This window comes from Bradyrhizobium sp. Mp19 (assembly GCF_029952935.1).
Taxonomy (GTDB): domain Bacteria; phylum Pseudomonadota; class Alphaproteobacteria; order Rhizobiales; family Xanthobacteraceae; genus Bradyrhizobium; species Bradyrhizobium elkanii.
Genome location: NZ_JASAUT010000035.1, coordinates 15106 through 29101 on the forward strand (window position 1 = coordinate 15106; position 13996 = coordinate 29101).

General features: G+C 64.8%; 16 protein-coding genes. 11 read left to right on the plus strand and 5 right to left on the minus strand.

Going from position 1 to position 13996, the window contains the following annotated elements; all coding sequences use genetic code 11:
* Positions 1-370 precede the first annotated feature (370 nt).
* The 5 genes from QJT82_RS30185 to QJT82_RS30205 all read left to right on the plus strand — a co-directional run bounded on the left by QJT82_RS30185 (position 371) and on the right by QJT82_RS30205 (position 7708).
* Positions 371-718, plus strand: a complete 348-nt coding sequence (locus QJT82_RS30185) for a hypothetical protein (RefSeq protein WP_028340335.1) — start codon at positions 371-373, stop codon at positions 716-718.
* Positions 715-1425: a TnsA endonuclease N-terminal domain-containing protein gene (locus QJT82_RS30190; protein ID WP_028340334.1), complete on the plus strand. Its 711-nt coding sequence runs from the start codon at positions 715-717 to the stop codon at positions 1423-1425. The genes QJT82_RS30185 and QJT82_RS30190 overlap by 4 nt, the downstream gene beginning before the upstream one ends.
* A 120-nt stretch (positions 1426-1545) precedes the next feature.
* Positions 1546-3870, plus strand: coding sequence for a DDE-type integrase/transposase/recombinase (locus QJT82_RS30195; RefSeq protein WP_028340333.1), 2325 nt, complete (start codon positions 1546-1548; stop codon positions 3868-3870).
* 14 nt (positions 3871-3884) lie between these two features.
* On the plus strand, positions 3885-5111 hold the full coding sequence (locus QJT82_RS30200) for a TniB family NTP-binding protein (protein ID WP_028340332.1): 1227 nt from the start codon (positions 3885-3887) through the stop codon (positions 5109-5111).
* A complete protein-coding gene (locus QJT82_RS30205) occupies positions 5108-7708 on the plus strand; it encodes a TniQ family protein (RefSeq protein ID WP_028340331.1) in 2601 nt (866 codons plus the stop codon). The genes QJT82_RS30200 and QJT82_RS30205 overlap by 4 nt, the downstream gene beginning before the upstream one ends.
* Positions 7709-7819: 111 nt before the next feature.
* Here QJT82_RS30205 and QJT82_RS30210 read toward each other — a convergent pair whose 3' ends face one another.
* Positions 7820-8545, minus strand: coding sequence for a hypothetical protein (locus QJT82_RS30210; RefSeq protein WP_155258454.1), 726 nt, complete (start codon positions 8543-8545; stop codon positions 7820-7822).
* A 189-nt stretch (positions 8546-8734) separates the two neighbouring features.
* Between QJT82_RS30210 and QJT82_RS30215 the strand changes: the two genes are divergently transcribed.
* Positions 8735-9172 carry a hypothetical protein gene (locus QJT82_RS30215; RefSeq protein ID WP_028340329.1) on the plus strand — a complete coding sequence of 146 codons (438 nt, stop codon included), beginning with the start codon at positions 8735-8737 and terminating at the stop codon, positions 9170-9172.
* 255 nt (positions 9173-9427) lie between these two features.
* Here QJT82_RS30215 and QJT82_RS30220 read toward each other — a convergent pair whose 3' ends face one another.
* Entirely contained in the window at positions 9428-9697 is a 270-nt protein-coding gene (locus QJT82_RS30220; RefSeq protein ID WP_028340328.1) for a hypothetical protein, read from the minus strand.
* On the opposite strand from QJT82_RS30220, the gene QJT82_RS30225 reads away from it, so the two are divergent.
* The 3 genes from QJT82_RS30225 (at position 9696) to QJT82_RS30235 (ending at position 11322) form a co-directional block, all read left to right on the plus strand.
* The gene (locus tag QJT82_RS30225; RefSeq protein ID WP_155258453.1) at positions 9696-9926 is read left to right on the plus strand and encodes a hypothetical protein; all 231 of its coding nucleotides are present in this window, start codon (positions 9696-9698) and stop codon (positions 9924-9926) included. The genes QJT82_RS30220 and QJT82_RS30225 overlap by 2 nt on opposite strands.
* 338 nt (positions 9927-10264) lie before the next feature.
* A complete protein-coding gene (locus QJT82_RS30230) occupies positions 10265-10918 on the plus strand; it encodes an SOS response-associated peptidase family protein (protein WP_028340327.1) in 654 nt (217 codons plus the stop codon).
* 134 nt (positions 10919-11052) lie between these two features.
* A complete protein-coding gene (locus tag QJT82_RS30235) occupies positions 11053-11322 on the plus strand; it encodes a hypothetical protein (protein WP_028340326.1) in 270 nt (89 codons plus the stop codon).
* Between the two features lie 228 nt (positions 11323-11550).
* On the opposite strand, the gene QJT82_RS30240 is transcribed toward QJT82_RS30235, so the two are convergent.
* The 3 genes from QJT82_RS30240 to QJT82_RS30250 are packed head-to-tail and all read right to left on the minus strand — an operon-like array spanning position 11551 to position 13382.
* Positions 11551-12159 (minus strand): hypothetical protein, encoded by a 609-nt coding sequence (locus QJT82_RS30240; RefSeq protein ID WP_028340324.1) that lies wholly within the window; start codon positions 12157-12159, stop codon positions 11551-11553.
* A gap of 30 nt (positions 12160-12189) precedes the next feature.
* A complete protein-coding gene (locus QJT82_RS30245) occupies positions 12190-12438 on the minus strand; it encodes a hypothetical protein (RefSeq protein ID WP_028340323.1) in 249 nt (82 codons plus the stop codon).
* 17 nt (positions 12439-12455) lie between these two features.
* Positions 12456-13382 carry a Ku protein gene (locus QJT82_RS30250; protein ID WP_028340322.1) on the minus strand — a complete coding sequence of 309 codons (927 nt, stop codon included), beginning with the start codon at positions 13380-13382 and terminating at the stop codon, positions 12456-12458.
* Between the two features lie 144 nt (positions 13383-13526).
* Here QJT82_RS30250 and QJT82_RS30255 point away from each other — a divergent pair, with 144 nt between their 5' ends.
* Both QJT82_RS30255 and QJT82_RS30260 read left to right on the plus strand, forming a co-directional pair.
* Complete coding sequence (locus tag QJT82_RS30255; protein WP_028340321.1) at positions 13527-13754, plus strand: hypothetical protein; 228 nt, start codon at positions 13527-13529, stop codon at positions 13752-13754.
* Entirely contained in the window at positions 13747-13995 is a 249-nt protein-coding gene (locus QJT82_RS30260; protein ID WP_028340320.1) for a hypothetical protein, read from the plus strand. The genes QJT82_RS30255 and QJT82_RS30260 overlap by 8 nt, the downstream gene beginning before the upstream one ends.
* The last annotated feature ends 1 nt before the right edge of the window (position 13996 follow it).

Here is a 13996-nt window from a genome sequence, read left to right on the forward strand (position 1 = left end):
GCCGGGGAGGTGCATCAAACCTGATTGATCCTCCGTCATGCCGCGCGCTGGCCGTGCGGCGACCGGATGGTCGTGGGCGTCGCTGAAAAGCGAAACGCTCCTTCGCGTCGACTGGCCGGGGATTCTTGGGCCCGGTCTTCGCCGCCAGGAGCGTTGCCTTCGGCATCCGGACGAACCCGATGGAGGGCCGTGGACGCCGCGTCTGAACACCGCAGTCCATAGCCCGAAGTCGATCCCGAGGCAAACCCGCAAACGGCTCGTTTGCGGGAACGGCGAAGCTTTGTCGGCGGCACGGTGAACGGTTTTCGACTGGACGTCGAAGGCACCCGGTCTCGCTGCAGCTTCGCCTCCGAAGGAAAGGAGCTGTGTCATGCACGGCAACTTCACGACGCGCATCCGCGCGAGCGACCTGCTGCGGCTTTCTTGCGAGATCGTGGTCCTCCAGGACCACGGGCCTGATCTCGCGGACTGTTACCGCGTGACCTGCAGCGACGGCGAGACCGGCGTCATCATCGACGAGATGGTCTTGCCGGCCGGTCCGAACGGCGAGCCGCCCGTGCTCACGGTGGGCGACATCGCCGGACTGATCGGCGGCCACCGGCCGGCCCTCCTCCACGTGGAGATCGAGGCCGAGCGGCAGCCGAAGCCGTCGGTCGCGTTCGAGTCTGCTCTCGAGCAGGCATGGTTGGCCCAGGTCCAAACTGGGGTCCGGCCATGAAGTGGCAGTCGGTCAGGAATCCCAAGCGGTACTTCGGCGACACCTACACGGGCTCCGTCAGGATCACCCGGAACGGCAACGTGCAGGTCCCGTTCGAGTCGCATCTCGAACGGGACTGGCTGATCCGCACGGACGCGTTCGACTTCCGTTTGAAGTCGATCGTGGCCCAGCCGCGCGTCCATGAGACGCAGCGTGGGCTGCCCTACCGGTTCGAAGGCCGGCCTCGCGTCTGGATTCCGGACTTCATCCGGATCCGGCACGGACGCGACGGCCTTCAAGATCCGCCGCCGGTGCTGATCGAGGTGAAGCCGTGGATCCGGATCTACCCGGAGCACCGTAACCGCCACCGGCAGGCGGAGCTGCGGGCCCGCGAGAAGGCGCGGTGGAGAACGATCCGCCAGATGGCGTACGCCCGGGGCTTCGGCTTCGAGCTCGCCACGGAGAAGGAGATCCGGATCGAACCGAGTCTCCTCAACGCGGTGACGATGCGCCGCTGCGCGGACGGCTTCTTTCCGGAGGCCTGGGAGCGGATCGGCCGGCTGGCGCTGCTGCGTCTGCCGGCCGAAAGCAGCATCCGGCAGCTCGCGCGGGTGTTGCCGGCGGACGTGGACGCCTTCGCGGTGGCGCTGCGACTGGCCTGGCGGGGCGAGATCGTTCTCGACCCGTCCGAAGTGTGGACGCGGACGACGAGCTTCGTCCGCGCATGACGAAGGCGACGGTCCAGAAAGGACTCGTTGTCGATGAATCAATCGTAAACGCGCGCAGAACGCGCGCGTTTACGATTTGATTTCGTCTCGCGTGGGATTGGTTCGATAGGGGCGAAACAGATGGCAGTACAGGTACCCGTCCGGATCCAGAGCGGCGCGCCGGTCCGTATCGACGGCAAGGCATATTCGGCAGGACCCGTGATCAGCGGAGGCCGCGTCTTCTATGACAAGGAAGCCGGCTCGCAGATCGTGATCAGCGAGGTCCAGCAGTTGCGCTTGGCGCTGCATTTGCGGCTGCTTGACGACAAGAAATTCGAGAAGCTGAAATCCTCCCGCAGGCAGTCGCTGAGGATCGACTTCGGCACCTTTTCTTCCGACGAGCGCCGCATAGCGCTGGCGCGGGCGCGCTTCGTGCTCAAAATGGAGAAGGTGCAGCCTCCGCTACATCGTTCGAGGAAGAAGATCATCGAGCGGATAATCGAGGAGGTCTGGAAGACCGGCAAGATCCGACTGAAAGACAAGCCGAACGCTCGCCAGGTCCGCACCTGGTATCGCTTCTACGTCGCCGGCGGGCGGGACGTGCGCGCTTTGGTGCCGTGCCACTGGGCCAAGGGGCGCCGCGGAGAACGCTACTCGCAATGGCATCGCGACACCATTAACCGGCTGATCAGCGAGAAGCTGGTCTCGCCGACGCCTGCGAGCTTTCGGCATGTACGAATGCTGGCCGATCGCGAGCTGCGGGAGGAGGCCGCGCGTCGCGGCGAGAAGCTCGAGCGCAACGACGGCACTCTGTTCGAGCGCATCGGCGACAAGCTTGTCGCCCGCATGCTGAGGAAGCGCGACAAGTTCGGAGTGATGGTCCATACGACCAACTGGCGCGAGGCGCAGCGCCGTGCGCGCTCGATCCAGCTTGGCCCGCAGGGCGAGTGCGTGAACAACGAATGGGAGGTGGACCACACCCTCCTCGACATCCTTGTCATCGACGAGGAGACGATGCAGATCGCCGGGAGGCCGTGGCTGACCGCGATCATCGATCGGTACTCGCGCTGCATCGTCGGCTTCTCGATCAGCTTCGCGCCGCCTTCCTGGGCCAGCGTCATGGACGCCTTGCGGGTCGCGGTGATGCCGAAGGACTGGGTGTACGAGGGTTTCAAGATCCTTGGCAACGGCCAGAGCGGCATCGAGAATCCGTGGAATTGCCACGGCAAGCCGGATCGGCTGATCATGGATCACGGGCGGGACTTCAAGTCGCTCTCGATGGAGGAGACGCTCACCGCGCTCGGCATCGAACCGGACTACGCCAAGCCGAAGAAGCCGTGGCTGAAAGGCAAGATCGAGCGCTGGTTCGGGACGCTCGAGGAGCAGATCGTCCACACGTTGCCCGGCACCGTCTTTTCGAAATGGGAGAACCGCAAGTTCTACAATTCGGAGAAGATGGCCGTCCTCACGATCGACGAGGTGAACTGGATCGTCGCCAAGTGGGTCATCGACATCTACCACCAGGATCAGCACGGCAAGATCGGCCGGTCGCCGGCGCAGGCCTGGGAGGAAAGCCTGAAGGAGATCGTGCCACATCGCGAGATTCCGAAGGACCTCCTCGTCCCGCTTACCGGGCTCGTCGTACCGAGAACGCTCAGGGATGGAGGCATCCGCTACAAGGGTCTGCGCTGGGATTCGGACGAATTGAGCAGAGTGCGGGCATACCTGCCCGACTCGGCCGACGTTCAGGTGAGGATAGATCCGCTCGATATCTCCGTTTGCTATGTCTACGACGAGAAACGCGAGGAGTGGGTCGAGGGGGAATTGGTCGAGCCCATGCAGGCGCTCGGCAAGACTCTCAACCAGTGGATCGTCATTTCGCGGCTCGCCAGGCGGCTGCGCGAGGAGAAGAAACTGGAGCGCGAGGACGCGCTCGCGCGGGCCTTCCAGCAGATCGACGCCTACGTCAAGCAGCGCGTGGCGGAGCGCAACAAAGGCTTGGCGCCGAAGCGCTTCGCCGCGTTCGTGAGCAGCCAGTCGGCCTGGTCAAAGGTTCGGCCGGCGCGCTTCGACGAAGATCATGAACCGCCCGGGGCGCACCTCCTAGACGATGATGACGATGCGCCGCCTAAACCGAAACGGGGTCCTTTCCGCGAGCCGAAGCGCCAATGGATGGCATCTCCACCCCTTGAGGATCCGCCCGAGGACAAGGCGCGCGCGACCGAGTTCGAGCAGCGAGCGGACCAGGAGGCGGCCGAGGACGTCGTGGTGTCGCCAGATGTGCGCGTCGACGCGCCATCGCCGCCGCTGGCGCCCGATCCAATCGCCGACCGCGCCGATCCGGAAGAGGCGCCGCCCGTGGCGGCTACGGAGCATTCCGGCGACGACGAGCAGACCGACGGCGGCAACGACGGCGATGATGACGATGATGACGACGTGACCCCCGTCGGCTTCGGGCGCAACTGAAAGAGGCTGAGGCGATGCACGATTTGAGCAAGATGCCGGAGAAGTTCGCGGACTGGGCGCCGGAAGCGCGCGTTCAGCACCTCGCATATCGCTTTCTCAAGACCCCCTTCACCAAGGCGGTCGACGAGATTCTCGAGCACCTGTACTGGCCGGCGGGGCTGGAGCCGGAAGGCGAGGGCTGCTTCATCGTCGGGGACACGGGCGTGGGCAAGACGACCGCGGTACGGATGTTCACCGACCGCAAATATGCGGAGCTGCGCGCGAAGGATCCAAGCGGCAAATGGCATAGGCCGAAGCTGTTTGGGACCGATCTTTCACCGATCTGTCACATGACGTCGGAGGGGCTGCGCCGCCCGATCGCGGCGGTCTGGGTGGACCCTCGCCCGCGCTTCAACTCGTTCATGGCGGACACCGCGCTGGGACTGGGCATCGATCTCGGATCGCGATTCAGCTTCGGCAAGGCCTGCATCGAGATCGCAAACGCGATCGAGCAGCAGCAGGTCAAGATGATCATCTTCGACGACGTGCAGCACGTCATCGAGAACGGCATGGATCTCTATGGCGTCGGCGACGTGTTCAAGGTGTTCGCCAAGGCGCGCGTCCAGGTGATTTGCGTCGGCATGCCGGACGCGCTGAAACTCGGCGATGAAAACGAGCAGCTCGAACGTCTGGTGGCCAACTCCTACACGGTTCAGCCCCTGCGTTGCTCGGTCGGCGACTTCCCGCCGCTCGACGAGCACGGAAAGCCTCTCGTCCGTACCGAGCGCCAGGCGCTGACTCCATACCGCAAGCTCATGCGGGCGCTGGATACGCGGGACGGCAAAAACTCGGTGCTGCCGTTCGATGAGCCGTCGAACTTGTCCGACCCCGGTATGGCCCTGAGGCTGCACCAATCCTATCGCGGCTACACGGGCAAGATGCTGAAGTTGGTGATGCGCGCAGCGAAGCTCGCCATCGCACGCGGCAACAGCAGGATCACCATGCAGCATTTCGAGGAGGCCTACCGCCAAGCGACGAGGTGCTCGGACGAACGGAACTGGTTCAGGATGCCGTTCTCGCAGGTGCGCGACGTTTTCGGGACCGTCGTTCCCTTGCAGCCGGTGGGACCTGAAGAGGGCGAGGATCCCGCCTCGAAGGGACATGTGACGAAGGGCAAGGCTCGCGGTAAGAACAAGAAGGCGAAGACCATTCCCGACGACGAGCGCCGGATGATCGAGGATGCGTTCGCGGGGCGGAAGTGAAATCGAAGTCTTCCATCGGACTCTGGGGCTGGCGACCGATCGAGCCCGAGGAGACGGCCATGGGCCTGCTCCTGCGGGTCGCCGAGATTCAGGGGCACTCTTCGACCGACAGGACGGCCAAGGCCGCCGGCATCAGCCGCTCGCGGCTCGCGCACGGTGTCGCGACCGAAATCAAAGCTTTCGCTACGCAGGTCGATCAGGACCCGGCCCGCATCGCGGCGGACAGTCCGAATCTGGACCGCAAGGGCCGCCTGCACCTTCGCGGCCATCCGATCGGCGATATGCTCGACTTCGCGCGGCGGCGGGTCTGTCCGGCCTGCCTGGACGAAGCCTGGTATCACCGCTTCTGGTGGGACATCCGAGCCATCGGAACGTGCCCTCGACATGGTATCGATCTGGTCGACGCCTGCGCTTGCGGCAAGGCCTACACGTGGCGCGGCGGCGGTCTGCTCAAGTGCTCGGCCTGTCCGAACAACGACACGATGACGTTGCCGCGCACTGCGGCCGATCCCAGGGTGCTCCGCAAGGACGCTTATCTGCTGTCGCGCTTCGGCGCCGGCGAGGCCGAAGCCGTACCGATCCTGGACGAGTTGTCGCTGCGGGAGGTCTTCACCACGCTTGAGCGCATCGGCGCCGCCTGCGAGGGCTATAGCCGCCAATGGAAATCGGCGGAGAGCTTGGGTATTCCGCTTGCCGTGCTGCAGGCGCGTGGCTTCGAGGTGCTCGCCGACGATGGACTCGACGAGGTCCTCACCAGGATCTACGACGGCTTTATCGCACTAGGTGGCAGGCCGGAGGAAGGCTTCACCGCCTGCTATGGCTGGCTCTATCACTGGTTCAACCACAAGCGCGGTGCGAAATTCTCGCCGCTCCTCGCCGAGGCCTTCCATGCCCACGGCGCAGCGCGCTTTCCGATCGTGCCGAAGGCCCGGCTGGGCAAGCTGCCGCCGGCGGCGGTCAAGAAACTGTCCCTGAAGGCCGCCGCGGCGAAAGCCGGTGCCAGTGTCTATGCGATGAAGAGCATCGGCCTGGCGCTGGAACTGATCCGCACCGAGAAACGGTCCGGCAGCCAACTGTCCTTTCCGGTGGAGGACGTCGAACGCATCGCGCGCGATCTGAAGGGCGCCCTGTCGCTCGAAGAGACGTGCGAGCGTCTCGCCATCGGTCGCAAGGCCATGGTCTCGCTGATGGAGGGAGACTTGCTGCAGCCGGCGCTGCGCGGCGGCGGCCGTCGGCACGACTACGTCTTCCGGTCGCAAGACGTCGATGCCCTGCTCGCAAAGCTCGGGAGCGGCGCCCGCTGCGCGGCAGGCCCGAAGCACGGGCTGATCGCCATCGCGGACCTTGGCCGCAGCACGGCGGCGACGATCGCCGAATGCGTCCGCAAGATCCTCGAAGGCCGGCTCCGGGTTCGCATCCGGGTCGGGGGGCGGCCAGGTCTGAAAGGCCTGTTCATCGACCAAGACGAGCTGATGGCGGCGGTCGCCGGCGAGGTGCTGTCGTTCGCGGCCGCGGCGATCCGGATGAGGCTGAACGCGCGGGGCCTGCGCAAGGCTATCGATGGCGGGCTAATCGCGGGCGTGAAACCGGGGTCGAAGACGGTGCCGGCGAAGGCGGCGGACGCATTCGCGGCGCGCTTCATGATGCTGGGCGAGATCCGGGACCGGCTCGGCGGCTGGTTTCCGGAGCTGCGCAAGGGCTTACAGAGGGCCGGCTTCTCTCCGGATCCGGATCTCGAGAAATGCCTCTGTGCCGGCTATCTCCGGAGCAGGATCGAGCCGTTCGTCCGGCAAATCGAGACCGGCAAGACGTCTCTCGCCAAGCCGGAAGGCAGTTGGAAGCCGCTGGTCCGCGAGGCGGAAAGGATCCTGGGCGGCGCCAAGGCGCCGATCCCGTCCGAGGACCTGCTCGCGAAGCTTCGCCGCAAGATGACCATCGGGCCGTCCGACCAGGCGGACTTCTTCTACAGCGCGATGTGGGATGCGCGGGAGACGTTCGTTCACGTCGAGGGTGCCGGCTGGTGGCTGCGGGCACGCCCCTATCTGGACCGCGCGTTCCCGCTCGATGGTCCGGCGCCGACACAGACCGAAATCGTCGACGAGACCATCATCGACATGCTCCGCGTCGCCGCCCGACCGCTATCACAGGAGGACGTTCTCGCAGCGCTGAAGGCGCGCTCGATCCAGACGCCGGTCATCGACGGCGAGGTGTTCCTGCGGCGCTTCTTCGTCCGACACGCCGACAAGCTCATCAAGCTCACCGGTCTGGGCTACTGGGACCGGGCGCGCCCCTACCCGCCGGCGCTCTACGATCCGAAGACCTGGTCGGGCAAGACGCAGACCGCCGTGCAGCGGGCCGGACTCTGGATCATGAAGCTGATCGCGGACGGGGGGCACCCACTCAGCCGGGCCCAGCTCGAGCCCATGCTGCGGGATCGCGGCATCATCCCGGGCAAATGCACCCGGGCCTATGTCGGGAATGCAGTCTCGGAATTTTCCGATGAGATCGTCTACCTAGACCGCGAAGGCTATTGGCTCGCCCGGAAACCGTGGCCCGCTGCGGGGTATCGGCCGGCCGGCAAGAGACAGGCGGCCTAATCGTCGGTGGAATCGATGGCCAGGAGGCCTCGGCGGCGAAATCTGTCCAGGTAGGAAAGGCCGCGCCCGCGCCTCTGGAGGCGGCGCTTCCGTCGACGACGAGAGTTTCCGTTATCTCTTCGGGCCGACCATGACGTGTAAGGCGTGCGGATTGCCGTTGACGGAGGTGTACGGAGCTTCGCGTGCGTCGATGCCGATTTGGTTCAGGGCTTGGATCAGCGCGTCCGCTGCAGGCAGGAGGACTTGTCGCTGGTTCGGGTCGATTTCTATTTCCACGTTTTGGGCCAAGGCTGATCCGGAAATGGGACGGTTGCTGCGCCGAATAGCGGAGGCGTTCGCGGGTGAGGCCCAATCGATCTGTTGCCAGCCCGCAGCGTCGAGCGCTGCTTCGATGTCCCACAGGATGTCGCCGATTTCCCGCTCGAAATGGCTCATGGCGGTGTCGAAAACCGTCCCCGCGAACGGACGCATCAGGTTCATGAGCTGGGCTTGCTGCGGACCGATCACGTGCCGCCTGGTCGTCCGGAACGCGATGAGCTCCTCCTCCGCGGAAGCGGCTCGATTGAGTGCCGCCGCGAGCTTCGCATCGTTTTCGGCCTCCGCTTCCCTGGACGCGATGATCGTCCAGCGGATGCAGAAATACTCGATCGCGAGCCCGATGCCGATGAGGGCGTTTGCCAGAATTGAAAGCCAGAACCTCGCTTCGTCCGGGTGGTATTCGTATTTCCAAAGGACGGCGATCTCGATGAGAATTCCGACCAGGATGCCCAAGGTGGCGCCGGCGGACCAGCGCTCTAGCGTCTCCATGCGTTCGTGCGGCGACTTGCTCGTTTTCATGATGCTCGGGTTTGGATGAAGTGGTGAGGGGGCGGGCCGCCCGGAGAAGGCCCGAGGCCCAGCGTCCTCGAAGACCGGCGCGTGGTCCTCGATTTCGCCCGCGTCTGCAGGATCGTCGGCATCATCGACTCCGAAACCGGCCTGATCCGGTCCCCGCAGCGGGACGAAGACAGCCCGGCGAGGTGACGGGTGGGGCGGCGGAATCCGTCGCGCGTCTTCGGCGGCAGGATCATGGCCGCCGAGATGAAGGCGGACTCGGCCAAGAAGGAAGCCGCCGAAAAGCTGCGCGAAGCCGCCGCCGAGACTTGCGCGGCCTGGAACTATAGGATGATCGGCTTCGGCGGACCGGTGCAGCCGTCCCCAACGATCGCCGAGGCGCTCGCCGGCCGTTTCTACTATCTCGAGGTCAAGTGCCGACGGTGCTCGACGCACTCGATCATCGACCTGACCGCCGTCAACCAAATCCGCCGAAAGCCCGACACGCCCATCTGGAAGCTCGAGGCGTCGCTGCGATGCCGTCACTGCTCCGAGTCGCTGCGCGGCCGGCGTCCCGCCGCCAATATCGTGCGGCTGCGGAAGGAAAACACCCTCGAATTCGAACCCTGGTATCCGGAAGACGAGCGCTGAAGCATGTGCAATCTGTATTATGCCGACCTCTGGATTATGCCGACCAACGGCTCAAAACGCGCTCTGGCGGTGGCTATCGCTGCTGTGAATGAGGGCATAGTTTGTCCTTAAGGACCCTCGTTTTTTGCATGTTTGGCCGTCGATTCGATCTGCAGATGGGAGCAAAGCTCGCCGCAAACTCGAGCATAGTCGGCCCGCAATCTATCTCTTGCCGACCGTGACCGCCGCGCCGGCTGAATCGGCACAATCCCTGGATCAGTGGCCCAGGGAAATCGAGGGAGAAGGAACGATCAGGATATCGTCCGCCGACTTCGCGTCGATGCTGCGCTTGAACATCGCATCCAGCTCGTCGATACTCAACGCCGTGAGCCGGCTGTTGAGGTCGGCCGGAACATCGTTCGGAAACTTCCTCTGCAGGGTTTCCGTGATCACGACGACCAGCCTGTTGGCGTCCGCCTCGGCCCGGACCCGATCGTAGCTCTCCTTCATCAAGGGGCTGTCTTCGAAGTTGACGGGCAGGTTCATGTTCTCTCCACTCCATCGCGACGATCTCGCCGGCACGGCGCAGGCCGGCAAACGAGGTCAGCAGGGCACCGGCGTTGAGCGTCTTCGATTTCGATGCCTCAGCAACCCTCTGCACGATCTTTCGTATCATATACGGCTTGTGGCCATTGCGAAACAGCACCGCAAAGGCGGCATCTTCGACGGTTTCGCTTGTGAACAAGACGTCGGAATCGAGCGTTTTCACGTCTAGGTAACCGCACTCGAACTCGATCTGGGGCTCCTCAGCCGCAGCTTGGGATGCGATGGAGTCGGCATAACCGATGATCTCACGGCGTATGGTCTCCATCTTGCCAATTGAAGGGAGGCTTGAGCCCTTATAAGGGGGCGGTCCGATCTCGGCTTATGCCACCGTTTTACTTCGCGCCAACAGAGGAAGCGGCAATCGTCTCAGCGGTCCGAGATGTACCAGCTCGATCGGATTATGCCGACGTTATTGCGGCAGTTACCGCCACGAAAGCTCGATCTCCGACACTGCTCGGCATAATCTAGAAGTCGGCATAATAGAGATTATGCCGATCTCGGCATAACCTGTATTCGATCACCACGAACCAGGCGGCCATCGCCGGGCTCTTCCGGCGCCTCAACCGCTACGCCGGCAACCTGCCGCCGATGCCGGGCGTCTTTCCCGACTATCCGGCTCCGGTCATACGCAACGCGGGCGACGCCGAAGAGATGGTGTTGATGCGCTGGGGCACGCCTCCGCCGCCGCGCACCGGCGGGCCGCCGGTGACCAACATCCGCAACACTTCGTCGCCGCACTGGCGCGGCTGGCTGAAGCCGGAGAACCGGTGCCTGGTGCCGGCGAACAGCTTCGCCGAATACGCGCCCCAGCCGAACCCGGGAACGAAGAAGAAGGATGTCGTCTGGTTCGCGCTCGACGAAGTGCGGCCGCTGTTCTGCTTCGCCGGCATCTGGACCGAGTTCAAGGGCAACCGCGGCACGAAGTCGAAGCCGATCCCCGGACCACACCTGGTCTACGGCTTCCTGACGACGTCGCCGAACGCCGTCGTCGAGCCGATCCACCCGAAGGCGATGCCGGTGATCCTGACGAGCGAGGAGGAGCGCGACGTCTGGATGCGCGCGCCGTGGGACGAAGCGAAAGCGCTGCAGCGACCGTTGCCCGACGACGCGCTCAAGATCGTCATGCGGGGCGCCGACAAGGAGGACAAGGCGGCCGCCTGACCGGCTTGTGCACAGGGCGACGGAACACGTGGAAAAGCTCGAGCCACGACGATTCGGAATCCCTGCCCTGTGATAGCAGCCGGAACGATGGAGGGGGCGGAAGGATTCGTCCCCCGCGTAGGAGCGACGTTCCGATGCTGATGACGAAGGACAGGCGACCGGCGATCCGCACGCTGCGCGGCTGGGCGATCAGCGTACTGAACGAGGCCGGCGCCATCCGCGAGTGCGAAGAGCACGGCTGGACGCAGGATCGAGCGGACCCGCACGCCCGCGAACGCGCCTTCGACCTGGCTCGCCGAGCGCCGCAGGGCTGCTCGCCGGACGAAGCCATCGCCGAGCTCCGCGATGTGCTGGATTCGATCGGAGACACCTGTCCGGAGTGTGAAGCCCTTCCGCGCCCCTAGGCGCCCCGATCCGGCCGCTCAATGGAAGAGGCGGGAGCGGAGCTTCCTAATAATTTCGCGAAGGTCCTCCGCGTATTGCTCGACGACCCGGCGCGCGCCCTCCAAGCGGGAAGGCTTGGACTTCGACGGTTCGTCGCGCTTGTCTGGGTCTTTCGGCTGTTTCACGTCCTGACGATCGAGGACCCCAGGCCCAGACCATTGCGCTAGATCAATGGAATCCCGACACTGCTACTTGCGTGCCTTCCGCAGGGCGGCTTCCAGCTTTTCCTTCCGCTTCTCCCAGCGGACCTCCTCTTCCTCAGCTCGCTTTTCGAAAGCCGCGCGTTCCGCTTCGATGGCGCTCGCCTTGGCGTCGTGCTCGGCCTTCGCATCATCGAGGGCCGCCTGAGCCTTCGCGACCGCCTTCTCACGCCGCTCCTGCTCCTTGGCCATGGCGGCCTGTTCTCGCTGGCGCTCGACATCGCGGCGCTTCTGCTCCTTCTCGAAATCGGCGGCGGCTTTTCGGGCCGCCCGCTCGCTGATCTTCGGAGCGGTTCGCTCCTCTCGCTTCGGGCGACGCCTGCCCCGCCCTCCGGTCTCGCCGGCCCCCAGGTCGGACGGGAGATCGGAGTGCTCGCCGAAGCGGCCGTTCGATCCGGCGGGACGCTTGAGGACCACGCCCGGTTTCGCCATCGTCGCGGCGACTATGTCCGGGTCGTCCGTCTCCTTGGCGGCGCCCTGATGGAAGAGATTGCTGCCGGCGCCCCACGCCTCCAGCGCCGCCTTCATCGAAGGCGCCGAGATCGCGAGGTCATAGAACCCCAGCGAGGTCTGAAATGTCTTGAGCTTCCTTGCCATGGAGCGTGCCGGCCCGCCGATCTCCTAGATTTAGCGCCGGCGCGCGACCCAGACGCCGAGCAGGAACGCGACGAAGAGCGACTGCAACGGGGCTTTCACGGTCACCTCGCGCAACTGGTCGGCCCAGCGCATCGCCATGTCCGATTGGGGTGAGTGCCTTCGAAATTCTCGCGGCTCCGCCCGGCTGCTCGGCCTGGCTTCAGAAGCCTGCTCGATGCCACCCTGCTCGTTGGTCAGCCCGGAGGCTTCCGTCATTGCCGAGGCTTCTTTCATATCCATGCGGCTCTCCTTTGGCATCAGGCGGATTTGCGTTGCGGCCTGGCTGTCGGCTTCCTCGCCGCCGCCTCCTTTGCCGGCTTCTTGCCGGCGATCGGCATCAGCATTTCCTTTTGCCCGGCCGCCGTCTTCCTGGCCTTCTTCGCGGGCTTCTTCGGAGCGGTCTCGCCGGATGCGCCGCCGACGCTCCGCCGCAGCGCCTCCATCAGGTCGACGACGTTGCCCGTGGCTGGCCGCTCCTTCGGCGTGATCGGCTTGCCGCTGCGCTTCTGGTTGATGAGGTCGACCAGCGCGGTCTCGTAGTGGTCCTCGAACTTCTCGGGATCGAACCGCCCCGCCTTCTGGTTCACGATGTGCCTGGCGAGGTCCAACATGTCCTTGGTGACCTTCACGTCCTGGATCTCGTCGAAATACTCCTGCTCGCTGCGGACCTCGTACGGATAGCGCAACAGCGTGCCGACCAGTCCCTTGTCCAGCGGCTCTAGCGCGATGATGTGCTCGCGGTTGGTGAGCACGACCCGCCCGATCGCGACCTTGTCCATCTCCCTGATGGTCTCGCGGATCACCGCGAAGGCGTCGTGGCCTACCTTGCCGTCCGGACGCAGGTAGTAGGGGCGGATCAGGAAGCGCGGGTCGATGTCGGTCTTGTCGACGAACTCGTCGATCTCGATGGTGCGCGTCGATTCCAGCGCGACGTTCTCCAGCTCTTCCTTGGTCACCTCGATGAAGGTGTCCTTGTCGAGGGCGTAGCCCTTGACGATGTCCTCGGAGGGCACCTCGTCGCCGGTCTCGGCATCGACCTTGAGGTATTTGATCCGGTGCCCTGTCGCCCGGTTGAGCTGGTTGAACGAGATCTTCTCGGACTCGGAGGTGGCTGGGTAGAGTGCCACTGGGCAGGTGACCAGGGACAGACGCAAAAAGCCCTTCCAGTTGGCTCTCGGTGCCATGACTTCAATACTCCGGACACGCGACCTGGATTCAAGACGATCATGTGGGCCCGGTTCCGACACGTCCAAACGATCTTCCGACGATGCCCTCCGCGGCCGCCCCGCGCCCTTGACTCGACATGAACAAACAGGGAACAATGGGCCATGTCCGCGGCCCCCGAAACCTCATCCAACGTCGCCGACCTGGACGTCGCTGCGGACCAGGCCATAGCCGCCTGCGGCGGCGACGCGAGGGAGGCGGTGAAGGCGCTCCTGGTCGCCAACGACTTTCTGGAGCAGCAGCTCGAGGCGCTCCGGACGAAGGTGTCTACCGGCTACGCCCGCGGACGGCTCCCAGCGGCTAGGGAACACAAGGACGAGGCAGATGGCTGAAGTGACCTACTACGTCGCTCTACCGTTCGTTTTCTCCGACGACGGCGTCGCCGCCGGCGAGGCGACGGAGTGCTTCAGCGCCAATGCCGCGGTCATGCGGGCCGAGGCGCTGGCGCGCAAGCCCGGACACGCCGGCGCCGTCGCGTTCAGCCGCAGCGGGGACCCCGCAACCGGGGACTTCGGCGACGCGAAGCTGATCCGGAAGTTCGGGGACGTGCCGGACGATCTGAGCGCACTCTGAC

What these genes read in the sequence shown, in the direction of transcription:
- QJT82_RS30220 (WP_028340328.1), bottom strand. Translation starts at nt 9,697, where the DNA reads ATGAACCTGCCCGTCAACTTCGAAGACAGCCCCTTGATGAAGGAGAGC.
- QJT82_RS30200 (WP_028340332.1), top strand. Translation starts at nt 3,885, where the DNA reads ATGCACGATTTGAGCAAGATGCCGGAGAAGTTCGCGGACTGGGCGCCG.
- QJT82_RS30185 (WP_028340335.1), top strand. Translation starts at nt 371, where the DNA reads ATGCACGGCAACTTCACGACGCGCATCCGCGCGAGCGACCTGCTGCGG.
- QJT82_RS30235 (WP_028340326.1), top strand. Translation starts at nt 11,053, where the DNA reads ATGCTGATGACGAAGGACAGGCGACCGGCGATCCGCACGCTGCGCGGC.
- QJT82_RS30240 (WP_028340324.1), bottom strand. Translation starts at nt 12,159, where the DNA reads ATGGCAAGGAAGCTCAAGACATTTCAGACCTCGCTGGGGTTCTATGAC.
- QJT82_RS30210 (WP_155258454.1), bottom strand. Translation starts at nt 8,545, where the DNA reads ATGAAAACGAGCAAGTCGCCGCACGAACGCATGGAGACGCTAGAGCGC.
- QJT82_RS30190 (WP_028340334.1), top strand. Translation starts at nt 715, where the DNA reads ATGAAGTGGCAGTCGGTCAGGAATCCCAAGCGGTACTTCGGCGACACC.
- QJT82_RS30260 (WP_028340320.1), top strand. Translation starts at nt 13,747, where the DNA reads ATGGCTGAAGTGACCTACTACGTCGCTCTACCGTTCGTTTTCTCCGAC.
- QJT82_RS30225 (WP_155258453.1), top strand. Translation starts at nt 9,696, where the DNA reads ATGTTCTCTCCACTCCATCGCGACGATCTCGCCGGCACGGCGCAGGCC.
- QJT82_RS30195 (WP_028340333.1), top strand. Translation starts at nt 1,546, where the DNA reads ATGGCAGTACAGGTACCCGTCCGGATCCAGAGCGGCGCGCCGGTCCGT.
- QJT82_RS30250 (WP_028340322.1), bottom strand. Translation starts at nt 13,382, where the DNA reads ATGGCACCGAGAGCCAACTGGAAGGGCTTTTTGCGTCTGTCCCTGGTC.
- QJT82_RS30255 (WP_028340321.1), top strand. Translation starts at nt 13,527, where the DNA reads ATGTCCGCGGCCCCCGAAACCTCATCCAACGTCGCCGACCTGGACGTC.
- QJT82_RS30245 (WP_028340323.1), bottom strand. Translation starts at nt 12,438, where the DNA reads ATGGATATGAAAGAAGCCTCGGCAATGACGGAAGCCTCCGGGCTGACC.